Origin of the sequence: Patiriisocius sp., assembly GCF_051252435.1 — a bacterium.
In the GTDB taxonomy this organism is placed as follows: Bacteria; Bacteroidota; Bacteroidia; order Flavobacteriales; family Flavobacteriaceae; genus Patiriisocius.
In genome coordinates, this window is the sequence record NZ_JBPOFW010000001.1 from 59,698 (window position 1) to 77,780 (window position 18,083).

An 18,083-nucleotide genomic window follows, 5' to 3' on the forward strand; every position below is an offset into this window, starting at 1 on the left:
TATTTGCCCAATAAATATTTGGGACTTGTATTTTAATTTGATATTGCTTTTGATAATAGCTTACGGATTAACCTTCACTATTTTAAAACCTCATGCACCTTTAATAAAATAAAGATTGCATGAGAAACTTGCCTTTGAGGGCATTTATCAAATTAAAAAAGTCTCGTAAAGAACAGGTATATCCTTGACGAGCGGAGGAGGATTATATTCTAAATAAAAGGTTGCAGTCGTCGACTCTGCAATCCAAGAATGATCTGCAAAAACTGAAACAAATGCAACGATAAAATCGTGTTGAAAATCTAATGTAAAAGTTGAAGTTGAGGAATAATCTGTATCTGTAGAAACTGACACGTAGTGATTTTCGCAACAATCATGATCCTCTTCGTGTTCATCACCACAGCTGGATTGTTCCATTACAATGCCGCAAGAAAGGTGCTTTTCTCCTAGGCTGATTTCTTCCATCATTTTATACTCGCCACAAAAATGCTGGGCAAGCACAACACCGCTATTGCTTACTAGCAATAAGACAGTTAAGAATATGGAAATCATTTTTTGCATGAATACAAAGGTAAGGTTTTATTTAAAGCCTTGAAAAGGCACGGGGAGTCTATTTAATCTCTGCGTCAATCCGACCACATTTCAGCATTTTATCACCAAAATATGGATTACGTATTTCTTTTGAATCGCTTAACCAAGATGCGCCTTTGTTTCCAAAAGCCATTGGGCAATATTGCTTGTAAAGTGCACCGTCAGCAACATTTCCAGTTACTATTTTTTCAACAGCAGCACTTACTGCTTCAAATCTTTTGCGTTGTTCCTCAACATCTTTTGTATCCGCTATTAAGCCTGCATTTTGATAGACTGCTTCATCTGCGCCAGCTTTGTACAGAGCCGCTTTCAATTCTGCAGCAGCTTTTGCAGATTCTGCCGCATCTGTGTTTACCAATGAAACCCGCAATGCATTGTAAGCATCAAAAACAGACGCTACTTTTGGGTCGTTAAATGTTACGGTTGTCGGCTTTAATTCTTCTTGAACATTGGTGGTAACCGTATCGACAGTCTTTACTTCGGGCTCTGTATTTTTTGAGTCTTTACAAGAAAGGATTGAGGTTGCAACAAGTGCTATGATAAGGTGTTTTGAAAATTTCATTTGTGTTGAATTTTGGTATGCAAAGATACAAATTTTTAAGATGCTGTATATTTCTGAAAATAGAAAGCCGGCAACAAAATAAGCAAGAAAATAGGTTGAATCAAAAACCTACGAATGTAAAACAAAAGCATATGGGGCGCTTCCGAAGAAAATTTCAGAAGAAAAAAAAATACGATTAATAAAACCACCAATAAAACACCATAAAGCAATGCCGAAAATTTAACGACCGAAGTCTTTTTAAATACCACCCACAAAATGCCGAGTGACAAAACAGTATTCATCAAAAACCGAAGTACGGTAAAGGCAATCAATTTAAATGTATTCATTTCTGGCAAAGATGCTGTGGTGTGATCTGTTTTAAAAAACTGAAGCAAAGGGTCGTAAAACAAATCATTTTCAAACGTGCGGATGCAGACCATTAAAAAAGCCAAAACGACAATTGAAAAAATATTGAGCGCCTGTGTCATGTCGCTGATTTTTTAATCATTTTAATCCAAAGCATCCATAATAAAAATACCATTCCGTAAATAATACCCGGAAAAACAACGCTGTGTAATATAGATTGGTGTTCGGGATATTTATACAAGGCGATCGCTAATATAGCGATGCGTACTATATTAACAATATATATCAATAAGCTTCCGCCGAGAATAAATAATACTGTTTTTTTTAATTTTTGCGCAAATGCTATGACAAAAGCAATAAACAACACTATGATGCTCATCGCATTACAACCCTCGATAATATTTGCAAGATAGTTGCCGTCAACGATTAATTTCATTTGTGGTTTGGCATCGTGTGGGATAACTTGCGCTTTGTAACCAGCAGCATTTATAAGCCAACTACTTTGGTTTGCGACAAGATCAGTGATAAAATCTGGCGTGTAGCCGTAATGCGAAGAAACTTTTAAATAACCGCCGTACGCTACACTCAACAGCAAATATGCGCCCAGAAACAGGACAATAAATTTGATTACGGGTTTATATTTTGTAATTAATTCCCTCAATGCAAGACTGTTGATTTTAACAAAAATACAGCATTTGAAATTGGTGTATATACTCACTTTAAAATACTTTTACTTTAAAAATAAACCATGCCATTTAAAAACCTAAAACACCAAGCTACCACCATATTTGCGAACGATAAAGCAACGGCAAAAGAACGCATGGCGCAAATTTGTGAACTTCTCCGCGATGGTGTTGGGTATTATGATTGGGTGGGATTCTACTTTGCAAATCACGATACAAAAACACTACACTTAGGCCCTTATGTTGGTGAGGAAACAGATCATACGGTAATTCCCTTCGGAAAAGGGATATGTGGACAGGTCGCAGTTTCAAATAATAATTTTGTTGTTCCCGACGTAAAAATTCAGGATAATTACATTGCTTGTAGCATGACCGTAAAAGCCGAAATCGTTGTTCCCATATTTAAGGATGGGGTGAACGTTGGACAAATTGATATTGACTCAAATACTATAGATCCATTTTCGCCTAAAGACGAGGAATTTTTAGAGTGGATTTGTGAGCAGGTTGCAATGATTATGTAATAACGGCTTCAAATAGTGAGAAATAATTTTCTTTTTTTCAGTTAAAATATTTTATCTTTTTCTGAAATATCAAACATAATAACCTTTTTTTCAATACTTTAGTTGTTCAACTAATTAATCAACTTTACAACAAACATTCTTTTCATTTTGAGTATTTCGTACATTCAAAATTAATGTGGAATATGACTGTATCGTTGTCAAATCTCACATTTTAAAAAAAATTATGTTATGAAAAATCTCATTGCAAGTATCGTAATTTCAGTTCTCTTTATTTCCGCTTTAAGCGCTCAAGACACATACCGCATAAAAAACGAATGGACGGGTACCTATTTAAATACAGATCCATCGCTTCAAATCTCCCAAACACCTCTCGATTCAAAAAGCGCTCATTGGCAAATTATAGATGTAGGAAACAATCATATTAAAATAATGAATGTACAAGACCGCACCTATTTGAACATCGAAAATGGAGCTCTAAGCTCTTCTGATGTTGGGCCAGGATGGCTAAGTGCCGTGGAAGGCACAAATGCGCAGAGAATTGGCAATGTTTGGAAAAAAGAACTTTTCATTAATACCGAAAGAGGTTTAGGTTGTACCGAAATTGAAAACGGCTGGCTTAGCGCTAAGTGGGCTTTAGAAAAAGTAAACATAATAGCGACAGCACCTCCCGTTGCAACCAATACAAATAATACAGAGTCAACCAATCAAAATACAAGTCCTTCAAACGACTTTTTTAATCCTGAAAAACTTTTAGAAGCTCATAACGTATTGCGCCGTGAGGTTGGTGTTCCGCCGTTGACATGGTCTAATGAGCTTGCAGCCCATGCCAAACAATGGGCAGAAGAGAAAGCACAAAACATTCCCGGTATTAATGCGCAAAACGCACATTCAAGAACACCTGGAATGGGTGAAAATTATTCGGGAGGGTACGTAGATTTTCATCCATTGGAACTAGCAATTTTAGATGGTTGGGGCAAAAACGAAAAAGTGAATTTTGATACCACCACAGGAAAATGTTTTCCAAATAAAGTGTGTGGTCATTACACTCAAATTGTTTGGAGAAATACAACGCAGGTAGGTTGTGGTGTAGGTACTGATGCTAACGGTCAATATGTTTTCATCTGCAATTATTCTCCGCCAGGCAATTTTAGCGGACAACGTGCTTTTTAGGAGTACTAATAAATCATAAAATCCGTGTACCTAAATTTAATTTTGGAACACGGATTTTATTTAATCTAATATTTCAGAAATTATCACATCCCCGTTCTAATCGCCTCCACTGGGTCTAGTTTTGAGGCTGAAATAGCCGGAAGAATACCGGCAATCAATCCAATAGCTGCTGAAATGATAGTTCCAATAAACATATTACTAGCCGAAAGTACAAAATCGAAATCTCCCGTCATTGAAGAGGCGAGAATACTCACTAAGAATACCAAAACGAGGCCTATCAAACCACCAATGACAGCAAGAATTACGGCCTCGAATAGAAATTGAAATAAGATAAATTTATTTTTAGCCCCTAAAGATTTTTGAATTCCGATAAGATTGGTTCGTTCTTTTACGCTTACAAACATAATATTGGCAATCCCAAAGCCTCCAACTAGCAACGAAAAGCCACTAATCACCAATCCTATAATGTTCATTTGTCCCGTTATATTATCTATAATATCTGCAATTCCTTGAAATTGATTTACAAAAAAAGTGTCAGTTTCTTCTGCGCGAAGTCCTCTTATACTGCGAAGCTTTTGTGAAATCATTGCCATAAATCCAGCATCATCAATTCCTTTTTTTGGTTTGATGGTAATTTGCGGAAAAACCGCATTGTTATTATCGCCATAAACACGCCTTGCAACATTTACCGAAACCAACGCGGCAGTATCTTTTGAACCTCCGCCCAAGGCATTTCCTTCTTTTTTGAGGACACCGATAACCGTAAACTTCCTTCCGTACAAGCGGACTTTTTTACCCATACTCGCTAATGGCGAACCAAAAAGATTTTTCGCAATTTCATCTCCAAGAATAATAACTGCCGCACCGTTGTTTGATTCAGATTCGGTGAAGAAACGTCCGTCTTCCAATTTCAAGGTTTCAATTTCGGGGTATTCGTAGCTAACGGCTGCAATATTTACACTGGGTACGGTATTATCTTCATATTTTAAAGTTTCCGAAGGAACATTCAGCACAAAGCAAACAGCTTTTGCATCTGGTAAAGAACGTTTCAAAGCCTCGTATTCACTGTAACTCACATCTGGAAATTGTTGCCATTTCCATCTGGGTATATCGGTTGACGTAAATGGAAAACGCATCACGATAATGGTACTGTTATCAATACCGCTCAAACTCCCTTCAATTTCTTGCTTCAAAGAATCTACCGCCGCAAGTACCGCGATGATTGAAAAAATTCCAATCGTCACACCCAATAAAGACAAGAATGTGCGCAACTTGTTATTCACAAGTGCACTCAATGCAAAATTGAAACTCTCTTTTAATACGCGAAGGTATATTAGCATTTTTGGAATAGTTTTTAAAAAATCTAATTTAAAAAACGATGTCTGGTTGAGCGCAGTCGAAACCTATTTTCAATTAGATATAATTTAAATCAAATCTATGAATTAAATATTCTCCCTTACTCGCTCATAAAGTTATGAAAAGTGAGACGCTTTCTGTTAACAATTGTTACATAAAAGCAATACAATTCCCTATTTTTGAGCCTTTAAATTTATAAAACAATCTGTTTCTCTTCGGAAATGTATTTTAATTATTTCCTTTGATGACCATTACCCCTTTTCATGAGCGATATCAAAAAAATTAAATCGGCACTAATTTCAGTATTTCATAAAGACGGACTTGCTCCCATTGTAAAAAAACTAGATGCGCTCGGCGTAACAATGTACTCCACTGGAGGCACCGAAAAATTTATCAAAGACCTCGGCATTAAAGTAATCCCGGTTGAAGATGTAACAGATTATCCTTCTATTTTAGGAGGCCGTGTAAAAACATTGCACCCTAAGGTTTTTGGCGGAATTTTAAATCGTCAAGACAATGAAAGTGATACGAAAGAAATGGCAAAATTCAATATTCCCCAATTAGATGTTGTGATTGTTGACTTATATCCTTTTGAAAAAACAGTAGCATCTGGAGCCGATGAGCAAGATATAATAGAGAAAATTGACATTGGCGGAATTTCTTTAATACGTGCTGCGGCAAAAAACTTTAAAGACACTATTTGTGTTTCTTCAATGGAAGATTACAATGAGTTTTTAGAGGTCATTTCAGAAGACGACGGAAATGTTTCATTGGCAACGAGAAAAAAATTCGCAGCAAAATCATTTAATGTATCATCGCATTACGACTCTGCCATCTTCAATTATTTTAATGGAGATCACAGTATTCCCGCCCTTAAAATTTCAGAAACACAAGCACAAGTTTTGCGTTACGGAGAAAACCCGCATCAAAAAGGATTTTTCTTTGGTGATTTTGATGCTATGTTTGACAAACTCCACGGAAAAGAATTGAGTTATAACAATTTGCTTGATGTTGATGCAGCAGTAAGCTTAATGAACGAATTTAAAGGCGAAGCACCCACGTTTGCTGTCTTAAAACATAATAATGCCTGCGGATTAGCGCAACGTAAAACGGTACACCAAGCTTACGTTGACGCATTAGCCGGAGACTCTACCTCAGCCTTTGGTGGCGTTCTGATTTCAAATACCAAAATCGACAAAGCCTGTGCAAATGAAATCCACAAACTATTTTGCGAAGTGGTCATCGCACCAAGTTTTTCTTCGGAAGCCGAAACAATTTTAAAAGGAAAAAAGAATCGAATTTTATTAATTCAAAAAGATGCTGTTCTAGCCGAAAATACAGTTAGGACTTGTCTTAACGGAGTGCTCGTTCAAGGACGCGATACTATTACGGACAGTATCGAGCATATTACCTATGCGACAAACAATAAACCCACAGATGCTGAGTTAAATGACTTGTTGTTTGCATCAAAAATATGCAAGCATACAAAGTCTAACACAATTGTACTTGTAAAAGACAATCAATTGTGTGCAAGTGGAACGGGACAAACCTCAAGAGTTGATGCTCTAAATCAAGCAATTACAAAGGCACAAAATTTTAATTTTGACCTTGATGGAGCTGTAATGGCAAGTGATGCTTTTTTTCCATTTCCAGATTGTGTTGAGATTGCTGGCAATGTTGGAATCAAGAGCGTCATACAGCCTGGAGGTTCTATAAAAGACCAGTTGAGTATTGATTATTGCAATGAAAATAATATTGCAATGGTATTTACGGGAACGCGACATTTTAAGCATTAATTTTTAGTACATTTGTTTGACAACGAATAGCATACAGTAAACTTATAATACCACAGCACAACGAATGGGATTTTTTGACTTCCTCACAGAAGAAATAGCCATAGATTTAGGTACGGCAAACACCCTAATTATTCATAACGACAAAGTAGTAGTCGATGCACCGTCTATCGTTGCGCGCGACCGTACCACAGGAAAAATCATTGCTGTAGGTAGAGAAGCTGCGATGATGCAGGGAAAAACACATGAGAACATTAAAACAATACGCCCTCTAAAAGATGGTGTCATTGCAGACTTTGATGCGAGTGAACAAATGATAAATATGTTCATTAAAGATATTCCTGCATTAAAGAAAAAATGGATTACTCCTTCACTAAGAATGGTAATTTGTATTCCTAGCGGAATTACCGAAGTAGAAATGCGTGCGGTAAAAGAAAGTGCTGAGCGTGTAAACGGCAAAGAAGTATATTTGATTCATGAGCCTATGGCGGCTGCCATTGGTATTGGGGTAGATATCATGCAACCCAAAGGAAATATGGTTGTTGACATAGGTGGAGGAACTACTGAAATTGCTGTCATTGCACTTGGTGGAATTGTTTGTGACAAATCTGTAAAAGTTGCGGGTGACGTTTTTACAAACGATATTATTTACTATATGCGCACACAACACAACTTATATGTGGGTGAGCGCACTGCTGAAAAAATTAAAATACAAATAGGTGCAGCGACCGAAGACCTCGAACTCCCACCAGATGAAATGGCGGTGCAGGGAAGAGATTTATTGACGGGAAAACCAAAGCAAGTCCAAACTTCGTTTAGAGAAATCGCAAAAGCACTTGACAAGTCTATTTTACGTATTGAAGATGCCGTGATGGAAACATTATCGCAAACTCCGCCAGAGCTTGCTGCAGATATTTATAATACAGGAATTTATCTTGCGGGCGGTGGCTCTATGCTTCGCGGTCTTGACAAGCGTCTTTCGCAAAAAACGGATCTACCAGTTTATATTGCAGAAGACCCGTTGAGAGCAGTTGTGAGAGGAACAGGAATTTGTTTGAAAAATTTAGCTAAATTTAAAAGCGTACTTATCAAATAATATCAAAATTTCAATAATTTTCACTTCGGAAATGTGACCGAGAGATTAGCTTTTAGCACTTGATTTTACAGACTTTTCAGATTTCAAAATTTCATAATACAAGACGATGCAACAGATTATTTATTTCTTCATAAAGAATAAAAATTTTCTGTTGTTTGCATTTTTGTTTTTTATTGCTTTTATCCTCACGATACAATCACATTCGTACCACAATTCAAAAGTGATAAGTTCAACAAACTTTTTTAGTGGTGGTATTTATAGCACCAAGAACGACATCACTACATATTTTGATTTAAGAGAGGAAAATAATGTGCTCCTTGATGAAAACACACGATTGCGTGAGCAACTCGCAACGTTAAGAACCAAGGTACCAAATTCCACATTTGAAGGAGGAGCCCTTCCAGCATTTAATTTTACTGGAGCACGCGTCATTAACAACAACTATTCAAAAACCAAAAACCAGTTGACCATCGATAAGGGTTCAAAAGATAGTTTGGGTGTTGATATGGGTGTTATCACTTCAAAAGGTCTTGTGGGTGTCATCAATAAAGTTTCAGAAAATTATGCACGCGTACAATCAATTTTAAATACGACGAGCCAAATAAATGCAAAACTTAAAAAATCAAACCACATTGGGTTTTTAACTTGGAATACGGAAGACCCGAATGTTGTCCAACTTATTGAAATACCTAAACTAGCACCCATTGCAAAAGGTGACACCATTGTTACTAGTGGTAATTCCTCCATATTTCCGAAGGGAATATTAATAGGGACCGTTAAAGATTTCACTGTTGGTACAGAAGATAATTACACGGTAGATGTGCAATTGTTTAATGACATGACGAGTTTAAATCACGTCTATATTATTAAAAATCCTAATTTAGAGGAGATTGAAGCCCTAGAAAATACGGACGATGCAGAATAAGGATATATTGATAAATATTTTTAGGTTTTTTGGGTTGCTTCTGCTACAAGTTACCTTGCTCAATCACGTCAATTTTTTGGGTTACATCAATCCATACATATATTTGATTTTTATTTTGATATTTCCATTTACCGGAAACAAAGGACTGCTCATTTTCTTGAGTTTTTTGTTGGGTTTGGGTATTGATATTTTTAGCGATTCGGGAGGGGTTCATGCAGCGGCAAGTGTTTTTGTTGCGTACATTCGTCCTTTTGTATTAAAGTTTTCATTTGGAGTAAGTTATGAGTTCAATATGGTAAAATTGAATAAGGTCCCCATTGCCGAAAGACTGGTGTATATTTCTATTATTGTAGTGACCCATCATCTCATTCTTTTTATTTTAGAAATTTTTAGTGTATCTCACATACTCTTAATAGTAAAATCTACGTTATTTTCAAGTATATTTAGTATTATACTTATCATGTGTTTGCTACTTTTATTTAGTAATAAATCGACTTCATATTAAATCCAATTCTCGTTGAGAAAATTTTTACTCTTACTACTTGTTATGATTACTGGCGTGGTGTTCGCCGGGAGGTTATTCTATCTTCAAATTTATGATACTTCGTTCAAACAATTGAGCGAGAACAATGCAATTAAAGTTGTCTACGACTACCCACAACGTGGTTATATTTTTGACCGCAATAATAAATTGATGGTACAAAACCAACCTTCTTATGATGTAATGGTAATACCTCGAGAAGTTAAAAATCTGGATACGGTTGCATTTTGCAAAATGCTAAACATACCAAAGGAGGAATTTATCTCAAAATTAGAAAAAGCGAGGATATATTCGCCAAGACTCGCCTCGCCTATCTTACCTCAATTAACAAAGCAAGAATATGCATCGCTCTCTGAAAAGATTCACAAATTTGATGGGTTTTTTATTCAGAAACGAAGTTTACGTGATTACGAAGTAGACCATTCGGCAAATGTATTAGGCTATATTAGAGAAGTAAACCAATACATCATAGACCGAAATCCTGCCTATGAAATGGGAGAAATTATTGGAATGACAGGTGTTGAAAAACAATATGAAGATATCCTAAGAGGAGTAAAAGGGGTAAAGTATATTCAAAAGGATAGATTCAACAGAGATATTGGAGCGTATGAAGATGGTATTTATGATACGCTACCCCAACGCGGAAAAGACATAACATTAACCATTGACGCAGCATTGCAAGCGTATGGTGAGAAATTGTTTACAAATAAACGCGGAGGTATTGTTGCCATCGAACCAAGTACTGGTGAAATTCTTGCATTAGTTACCGCACCCAATTTTGATCCAGGACTGTTAGTGGGCAGAGAACGTTCGCAAAATTATAACGAACTAAGTTACGATTCATTGGCGAAACCTTTATACGACAGAGGTTTATTGGCCGAATATCCACCAGGTTCGCCATTTAAAACATTAACGGCGCTTATTGGATTACAGGAAAGCGTCATAGACACAAAAGAAACTATTTCCTGCCGAGGAGGTTATTATTATGGCACTCGCGGGAGAAAACTAGGATGTCACGCTCATAGCAGCCCATTGGCCATGGAAGGTGGCATTGCAAAATCATGTAACGCATATTTTTGTACTGTCTATCGCCGCATTATTGATAAATACGACACACCTCAGGAAGGGATTGACAATTGGAGAAATCACTTGTTGAGTTTTGGATTAGGACAATTTATGGGATATGATCTTCCTGCAGGAAAACGCGGTAAAATTCCTAGTTCGAAAACGTATAACGCTATGTATCCAGATAATAATTGGTATTCAACGGCGACAATTTCAAATGCCATTGGGCAAGGAGAGGTCTTATTAACACCAATTCAAATGGCCAATTTTACAGCTACTATTGCTAATAGAGGATGGTATATAAAACCTCATATCATTAAAAATATTCAAGATTACGACACCATCCCAAGTCAATATACAGAAGTCAACAAAACAACCATTGACCCTCAGTATTTTCAACCCGTGGTTGATGGAATGCGCGAGGTTTTTACAAATGGTACCGCAACATTTTTGCAAGTACCTGGTATCGAGGTATGTGGAAAAACTGGAACTGCAGAAAATTATACAAAGATTGATGGAAAGAGAATGCAACTAACAGACCATTCTGTTTTTGTGGCTTTTGCTCCAAAAGACAATCCTAAAATAGCCATCGCAGTATTCGTAGAAAACGGATTTTGGGGTTCCAGATGGGCAGGCCGAATTTCTAGTTTGATGATTGAAAAATACCTCAAAGGAGAAATTACCCTCAAAGCTATGGAAGAATACGTCCTCAACGGAAGTCTTATGGACGAATATGAAAAACCATACTCAGGCCAACCGTTTAACATCAACCAATAATGCAAAATACGCGTACGCTTAAATTTGATTGGTTGACCATTTTTTTCTTTTTGGCCTTGGTAACTATCGGGTGGTTTAATATTTATTCTGCATCTTATAGTGACGGCGGCGGTGGGATTTTTGATTTTAGCCAAATCTATTCTAAGCAACTACTTTGGATTTGCTTGAGCATTGTCCTCATTATTTTTATTCTCGCGCTCGACGACAAATTTTACGAACGCTTTTCGAGCCTTATTTATATTATTTCACTATTGTCATTGTTGGGATTGTTTGTCTTCGGAAAAAATATTAACGGAGCTACTTCTTGGTATGCATTGGGACCTGCAAGTTTACAACCTTCAGAATTTGCAAAGGCGGCTACTGCGCTCGCACTCGCTAAGTATGTAAGTGATATTCAAACTAATATTTCAGAATTCAAACATCAGCTGCGGGCATTTCTTATCATTGTTTTACCAGCCATATTTATAATCCCACAACCAGACCCTGGAAGCGCATTGATTTATGCTGCATTTATTTTTCCGTTGTATCGTGAAGGATTGCACTTTGTATATTTATTATTTGGGTTTATTGCCGCATCTCTTTTTGTGGGAACTCTTGCTATTGGCACAACTTGGGTCTCTGTTATTGTAGTGGCGACGGCGATTGTTGTCTATCTAAAGAATAGAAAGCGTAAACCAAAAATTGGTCGATATAGCGTAATCGCTCTGGCTTGTATTGGATTTTCACTTTCAGTTAATTATATCTTTAATAATGTTTTTGAGCAAAGACACCGCGACCGTTTTAATATTGTCCTCGGAAAAGAGACAGATTCAAAGGGTATAGGGTACAATACCAACCAAAGTGAAATTGCTATTGGTAGTGGCGGGTGGTTTGGAAAAGGCTGGACAGAAGGCACACAGACCAAAGGAAACTTTGTCCCCGAGCAACAAACCGATTATATTTTTAGCACCGTGGGCGAAGAATGGGGGTTTGTGGGCAGTTTGCTCGTCGTAGCACTATTTGTATTTTTAATCGTCAGGCTTTTAGTCTTGGCGGAACGGCAGAAAAGCCAGTTTGCTCGTGTGTATGGATACAGCGTTGCAGCCATTCTATTCTTCCATTTCTTTGTAAACATTGGCATGGTTACAGGTCTATTCCCCACCGTAGGAATACCACTCCCTTTCTTTAGTTACGGAGGCTCCGGACTATGGGGATTCACTATTCTACTTTTTATATTCGTTAGACTCGATGCCGGTAATTATTATTATACTTAATAAAATCGAAACCGGAGTTTAAAAATTTCTGAAGTAAAAACGGGGTGGCGAGCTTTATTCTTTTTGTACCTTTTTCTGGACAAAAAAATAATGCGAAGGCGTAATCAAACAAAGCTATTATTTTCGTTAGACTCGATGCCGGTAATTATTATTATACCTTATAAAATCAAAACTGAATTTTTAAAATTTCTGATGTAAAAACGAGGTGGCGAGCTTTATTCTTTTTGTACCTTTTTCTGGACAAAAAATAATGCGAAGGCGTAATGAAACAACGCTATTTATTATTTCAAATCTACTTCTCCCAAAATTTCAAATCACTGGAAGCCTCTAACCTATCTTCAATAGCATCATCAAGCGCTGGAAAAAAGTCTATCCCTGTTTTAGCTTCAATAGCATCCACCGAAGTTACATATTCATAAAATGAATCATCCGTTGGTGTATTGGGGATAATGAACGCGGCTACTTTGTATCTCCCTTTTGATTTGTCAACGACAATTTTATAGAACTCTTCAGGCACTGAAACTCTTTCCTCGCCAATAGTCTTTAATCCGTTTTTTAAAATACCTCCCGTTATAACATAAACGCCATCGTATCGACCAGCCCAATATCTCACTTTTTGCTCCAGACTATTCCAGATGCCAGCATTAAAATCATGGTCCTGCGGACTTATATTACTCGTTAGAAAGGTTTCAAAATATCTGTCGTAATCATATCCTCTATCACCTGCGGGACATAGGTGCCCTCTATCATAACCGCTGTTTTTGTAGTTACGCCAATCGGCACTTTTTGTTTTTACATCTCTGTCTTCAATAAAATAAGGTCGTTTAAAATCGTTTTTCTTTATGTGGCCTGGTTGTAATTCGTAGGTGACCCATTCTGCTTGTTCGTGAGGTTCGCTATAAGATAATGTATAGCTACCATGTTCAACAATAGCTCCCGTTGTAGAAGATGGTTGCATGGAAACACCAAACTCTAATGATGTATCTGTCACAGCATCACCATCAATCGTTTCTGGGTAAGGCGCAATCGCATTATCCACATGTTGATTTGCATAATAAAGTCCAACCGTTACGATAATTACCGCTAACGGATACATATATTTTCTCTTCATAACTTAAGTTCCTTTGACATCGAGTGCATCGCGAAGTGCATTGCCAATGAGCATAAAAGCAGTGACCAAACTCATAATCGCAAGTCCTGGGATAATCGCCAGATAAGGCTTTCCAAGAATAATATAACTATAATGGTCTTTGATAATTCCACCCCAACTTGGCATGGGCGGTTGCGCTCCAATTCCTAAAAAACTCAATCCGCTTTCAATTAAAATGGCTCCCGCAAAGTTAGCAGCGCTAATGATAATGACCGGTGCCATTGCATTGGGTAAAATATGTTTTGTAATTATTCTGAAATTATTAAAACCCAAAGCTCGTGCTGCTGTTACAAACTGCATTTGCTTCACGCCCATCACTTGACCGCGAACCACTCTCGCCACTTCCACCCACATCGTTAAACCTACGGCAATAAAAACCTGCCAAAACCCTTTTCCTAAAGCAAGTGTAATTGCAATCACTAAAAGTAATGTAGGGATGGACCACGTTACATTAATTACCCACATAATCGCAGCATCAATTTTACCTCCAAAATACCCCGCAATCGCACCAAGCGTAATTCCAATAACCAACGAAATAAAAACTGCAACAAAACCAATAGCAAGCGAAATGCGAATACCAATGAGCATGCGGCTCAGCAAATCACGTCCGTATTTATCGGTGCCTAAAATGAATTTCTTTTCTGAAATGTATTTTTTTGAAATCATTTCAGCAGAAGATACTTTTGGAAATTGCGACAACACATATTCCTTTTGAAGACCTGCCGTTCCATCGCTGGTGTATTCTGAAACTAGCACTCCGTCTTGAGTTATCTCAAAACTAGCAATGGGAATTTCGGTAGATGCGTTCCTATTTCCGAAGAAAAAAGAAGACACGCTATTTTGATTTCCAACGTCCACAGGAATTGTAAGCATTTGCACAGTAAAACCTGGCGATTTTGAATGGATGGAAAGATGCATTTGGTTTGCGTTTCGGCTATCGTCTGGCGCTAGTGCATATGCGAAAATCGCTATAAACACACATGTTATCAAAAAAAACAGGCTCAACATTCCCCATAGATTTTTCTTAAATCTACGAAAGGCGAGTTGCGATAAAGAGGTTGCTGTTTCCACGCAGTAAATTTAGGGAAATTTGAGGGTGACGCATCAAAAAACCCGCAATGAAATTTATCATTGCGGGTTTCAAAATACAATCAAATACTAATTAGTTTTTAATATTCGCCATTTTGCTTTTTATGTTGTTGAGTTTAAGGTCTTGCAATACGTTTACAGCTTCTTCAACATACACATCTTTTGCTAAACTCTTGTGCCATCTTTTTCTCTTTTCACGAAGGGTAGTATCCTGCTTCATTGTTTCCATTTCGCTTGGGAGCGAACGGTAATTCAACTTATTGTCATACTCGTCAATGGCATCAAACTTTTTAATCTCTTCTTTGTTTTTAGCAATCTCTTCGCTGTATTTTTCGAGATTAAGGGTTACATCCATTTCATCGCGACGTTCTTTAATATACTTTGCATTTTCATCAATAAGCTTTAATTGCTCATTCATTGCAATACGTTTTTTACTATTTTCGATTGTCTTGTCAAAATCAATGTATCCATCCCAAACGTTGTAATTAGCAGCAGAGATTTTATCGTACGGAAGCGGATTGTCATAATCACGTTCACCCACATCAAAATAACTATAACGGTCTGGCATCACAACATCACTTTTTACACCTTCTAATTGTGTTGAACCACCATTAACACGATAAAATTTTTGCGTTGTCAACTTAATCGCTCCCATATCACCAACATCATTTTTACGTAACCATTGGTTTAAATCTATTACATTTTGTACAGTACCTTTTCCGTAGGTTTGTGTGCTACCAATGATAATGGCTCTTTTGTAATCTTGCATTGCGGCTGCTAAAATTTCAGAAGCGGAAGCTGAAAGCTCATTTACCAAAATCACCAACGGTCCATCCCAAAGTAAATCTGAATCTTTATCCTTCAATACTTCTTTGTTTCCACCACTACTTGCTACTTGCACCACAGGTCCTTCTTTAATGAAAAGTCCGGCGATATCAACAGCGGTTCTCAATGATCCGCCACCGTTATCTCTCAAATCTAAAATGAGTCCTTCAACTCCTTCTTTTTTTAGATTGATGATTTCCTCTTTTACATCTGTAGCCGAGTTTTTCTCCTTGTAATTCTCCATGTCAAAATAGAATGAAGGTAAGTTGATAAGACCATAACGCTTATCGCCTTTATCAATTATTGTTGATTTGGCAAACGTTTCGGCTATCTCCACTACGTCACGTGTGATGACTTCATCTTCAATAGTTCCATCCACACGCTTAATGGTCAATGTTACTTTCGTGCCCTTAGGGCCTTTGATTAATTTTACCGCATCGTCGATACGCATCCCCACAATACTCGTGGCCTTATCCTCATCGCTTTGCTTTACTTTTAAAATGATGTCTCCCACCTCAACATGTTCGCCTCTCCAAGCAGGGCCTCCACTAATTACCTCTACGATGTTTATGTAATCATTCTTTTTTTGAAGTCTTGCTCCAATTCCTTCTAACTTTCCAGACATACGCTGATCAAAACGATCTCTATCTGGCGGTGCAAAATAATTTGTATGCGGGTCAAATTGTTCAACGATTGTCGTCAAGAACACTGCAAAATAATCTTTGCGTTCAAGATCATCTGTAAATTCAAAATATTCTTTCAACGAGGTTTTGGTGGTATTTCTAGATTTTACCTCAAGTTCTTCATCGCTCACTTTTGTATAACCTGGTTCCTTTTCGGCTTTATTCTTTTCATCTTCAAGTAAATCATAATAATTAGAAATGGTTGAAAACTTAAGCTGTTGTCTCCAACGAGCCTCTAACTCCTTTTTGGATTTTGCATACCCCAATTCATCATAATCTACACTTATCATTTCGTCTTCGGTATAATCAAAAGGAGTGGCCAATGCCTTATCGTACATGTCTTTTGAGTCCTCCATGCGCTTATCGAGACGTGAATACACCATATTGAAAAAGCTTAAATCCTTTTCTTTTATTTGGTCGTCTATATTGTATTTAAACTTTTCAAATTCGGCGATGTCGCTTTCTAAAAAATAACGTTTTATAGGATCAACGCCATCGATAAACTTTTCATACACCTGTGCAGAAAACTCGTCATCCAAGTCGGCTGGTTCGTAGTGCCATTTATCCATTACATACGTAATGAGATCAATGAGCAATTTATCTTTATCGGGGTCTTCAAAGCTTTTTGTTGTAAAACTGCAAGAAGCAGCGGCAACGAAAACAGTAAGCAGTAATATCTTAAAATTCTTTTTCATAATTCGCATAAACATCTCTTTCTTAATTTGACTGATAAAAATATACAAAAAACCGTGCCAACAGGATAATGACGGCTTAATCTTTTGTTAATAGACTTAATTAAAACCAATTAGTTTCATTCATTTAAATTTCAGAAGTAATAACCGTATTTTTGCTTCGGAAATGAATAACATATGAGCAAAAAAAAACCATTAATACTTGTAACTAACGACGACGGAATCACCGCGCCCGGCATAAGAAACCTCATAGAAGTCATGAATACCATTGGCGATGTGGTGGTGGTCGCGCCAGACGCACCGCAAAGTGCCATGGGACATGCCATAACCATTAACGACACCTTGTACTGTAATCGTATAAAAGTGACAAAAGATGAACCCCAAACCGAATACAGTTGTAGCGGAACGCCTGTAGATTGTGTGAAAATCGCTATCAACGAGTTGCTCGACCGCAAACCAGATTTGTGTGTTAGCGGTATTAATCACGGTAGCAACTCATCCATCAATGTAATTTATAGCGGAACCATGAGCGCCGCGGTCGAAGCTGGAACGGTGGGTATTCCTGCCATTGGATTTTCATTGTTGGATTACTCTCTTGAAGCCGACTTTGAACCTTCAAAAAAATACATAAAAATGATGGTGGAGCAATGTCTGGAGCAAGGCTTGCCTAGTGGCGTTGTGTTGAATGTAAATATCCCAAAACTCCCGGCATCAAAAATAAAAGGCGTAAAGGTTTGCCGACAAGCAAATGCACATTGGCAGGAAAAATTTGACAAACGCACCAATCCTTTGGGGCGTGATTACTATTGGTTGACTGGCGAATTCATAAATAATGACAAAGGCGAAGATACTGACGAGTGGGCACTCGCAAATGGCTATGTTTCTGTAGTACCCGTGCAATTTGACATGACCGCGCATCACGCTATTAAAGATATTAACACTTGGGAGTTATAATTAACGATTGTTGAT

17 protein-coding genes are annotated in these 18,083 nt (G+C 37.4%); 9 read left to right on the forward strand and 8 right to left on the reverse strand.

Translation table 11 applies throughout. From position 1 onward, the window contains the following. Window positions 1–147: 147 nt before the first annotated feature. From ACSHW7_RS00280 to xrtF, 4 genes are read right to left on the reverse strand one after another with little or no spacing between them, the layout of a single operon-like run. Window positions 148–549 (reverse strand): HYC_CC_PP family protein, encoded by a 402-nt coding sequence (locus tag ACSHW7_RS00280; RefSeq protein WP_435677316.1) that lies wholly within the window; start codon window positions 547–549, stop codon window positions 148–150. 58 nt (window positions 550–607) lie between these two features. Beyond that, window positions 608–1,150: a DUF3347 domain-containing protein gene (locus tag ACSHW7_RS00285; protein ID WP_435677317.1), complete on the reverse strand. Its 543-nt coding sequence runs from the start codon at window positions 1,148–1,150 to the stop codon at window positions 608–610. Window positions 1,151–1,185: 35 nt separating this feature from the next. Then, window positions 1,186–1,617: an exosortase F system-associated membrane protein gene (locus ACSHW7_RS00290; protein WP_435677318.1), complete on the reverse strand. Its 432-nt coding sequence runs from the start codon at window positions 1,615–1,617 to the stop codon at window positions 1,186–1,188. Next, a complete protein-coding gene (gene xrtF / locus ACSHW7_RS00295; RefSeq protein WP_435677319.1) occupies window positions 1,614–2,156 on the reverse strand; it encodes an exosortase family protein XrtF in 543 nt (180 codons plus the stop codon). The genes ACSHW7_RS00290 and xrtF overlap by 4 nt, the downstream gene beginning before the upstream one ends. An 87-nt stretch (window positions 2,157–2,243) precedes the next feature. Here xrtF and ACSHW7_RS00300 point away from each other — a divergent pair, with 87 nt between their 5' ends. After that, window positions 2,244–2,699, forward strand: coding sequence for a GAF domain-containing protein (locus tag ACSHW7_RS00300; protein ID WP_435677320.1), 456 nt, complete (start codon window positions 2,244–2,246; stop codon window positions 2,697–2,699). Between the two features lie 228 nt (window positions 2,700–2,927). Next, entirely contained in the window at window positions 2,928–3,869 is a 942-nt protein-coding gene (locus ACSHW7_RS00305) for a CAP domain-containing protein (protein WP_435677321.1), read from the forward strand. Between the two features lie 83 nt (window positions 3,870–3,952). Here the strand turns inward: ACSHW7_RS00305 and ACSHW7_RS00310 are convergent, their stop codons facing one another. After that, window positions 3,953–5,209, reverse strand: a complete 1,257-nt coding sequence (locus ACSHW7_RS00310; protein WP_435677322.1) for an ABC transporter permease — start codon at window positions 5,207–5,209, stop codon at window positions 3,953–3,955. A 279-nt stretch (window positions 5,210–5,488) separates the two neighbouring features. Between ACSHW7_RS00310 and purH the strand changes: the two genes are divergently transcribed. The 6 genes from purH to rodA all read left to right on the forward strand — a co-directional run bounded on the left by purH (window position 5,489) and on the right by rodA (window position 12,675). After that, window positions 5,489–7,021: a bifunctional phosphoribosylaminoimidazolecarboxamide formyltransferase/IMP cyclohydrolase gene (gene purH / locus ACSHW7_RS00315; RefSeq protein ID WP_435677323.1), complete on the forward strand. Its 1,533-nt coding sequence runs from the start codon at window positions 5,489–5,491 to the stop codon at window positions 7,019–7,021. 64 nt (window positions 7,022–7,085) lie between these two features. Continuing rightward, window positions 7,086–8,114 carry a rod shape-determining protein gene (locus ACSHW7_RS00320; RefSeq protein WP_435677324.1) on the forward strand — a complete coding sequence of 343 codons (1,029 nt, stop codon included), beginning with the start codon at window positions 7,086–7,088 and terminating at the stop codon, window positions 8,112–8,114. Window positions 8,115–8,220: 106 nt separating this feature from the next. After that, the gene (mreC, locus tag ACSHW7_RS00325; RefSeq protein ID WP_435677325.1) at window positions 8,221–9,039 is read left to right on the forward strand and encodes a rod shape-determining protein MreC; all 819 of its coding nucleotides are present in this window, start codon (window positions 8,221–8,223) and stop codon (window positions 9,037–9,039) included. Further along, window positions 9,029–9,544, forward strand: a complete 516-nt coding sequence (locus ACSHW7_RS00330) for a rod shape-determining protein MreD (protein ID WP_435677326.1) — start codon at window positions 9,029–9,031, stop codon at window positions 9,542–9,544. Before mreC ends, ACSHW7_RS00330 begins: the two co-directional genes overlap by 11 nt. A 12-nt stretch (window positions 9,545–9,556) precedes the next feature. Continuing rightward, complete coding sequence (mrdA, locus tag ACSHW7_RS00335; RefSeq protein ID WP_435677327.1) at window positions 9,557–11,422, forward strand: penicillin-binding protein 2; 1,866 nt, start codon at window positions 9,557–9,559, stop codon at window positions 11,420–11,422. Then, on the forward strand, window positions 11,422–12,675 hold the full coding sequence (gene rodA, locus ACSHW7_RS00340) for a rod shape-determining protein RodA (RefSeq protein ID WP_435677328.1): 1,254 nt from the start codon (window positions 11,422–11,424) through the stop codon (window positions 12,673–12,675). The genes mrdA and rodA overlap by 1 nt, the downstream gene beginning before the upstream one ends. A 292-nt stretch (window positions 12,676–12,967) precedes the next feature. On the opposite strand, the gene ACSHW7_RS00345 is transcribed toward rodA, so the two are convergent. The 3 genes from ACSHW7_RS00345 to ACSHW7_RS00355 form a co-directional block, all read right to left on the reverse strand. Next, window positions 12,968–13,786, reverse strand: a complete 819-nt coding sequence (locus ACSHW7_RS00345; protein ID WP_435677329.1) for a DNA/RNA non-specific endonuclease — start codon at window positions 13,784–13,786, stop codon at window positions 12,968–12,970. Between the two features lie 3 nt (window positions 13,787–13,789). Next, window positions 13,790–14,896: an ABC transporter permease gene (locus tag ACSHW7_RS00350; RefSeq protein WP_435677330.1), complete on the reverse strand. Its 1,107-nt coding sequence runs from the start codon at window positions 14,894–14,896 to the stop codon at window positions 13,790–13,792. Window positions 14,897–14,987: 91 nt separating this feature from the next. Then, window positions 14,988–17,117: a carboxy terminal-processing peptidase gene (locus ACSHW7_RS00355; RefSeq protein ID WP_435677331.1), complete on the reverse strand. Its 2,130-nt coding sequence runs from the start codon at window positions 17,115–17,117 to the stop codon at window positions 14,988–14,990. A 174-nt stretch (window positions 17,118–17,291) separates the two neighbouring features. On the opposite strand from ACSHW7_RS00355, the gene surE reads away from it, so the two are divergent. Next, window positions 17,292–18,068: a 5'/3'-nucleotidase SurE gene (gene surE / locus ACSHW7_RS00360; RefSeq protein WP_435677332.1), complete on the forward strand. Its 777-nt coding sequence runs from the start codon at window positions 17,292–17,294 to the stop codon at window positions 18,066–18,068. Window positions 18,069–18,083 lie beyond the last annotated feature (15 nt).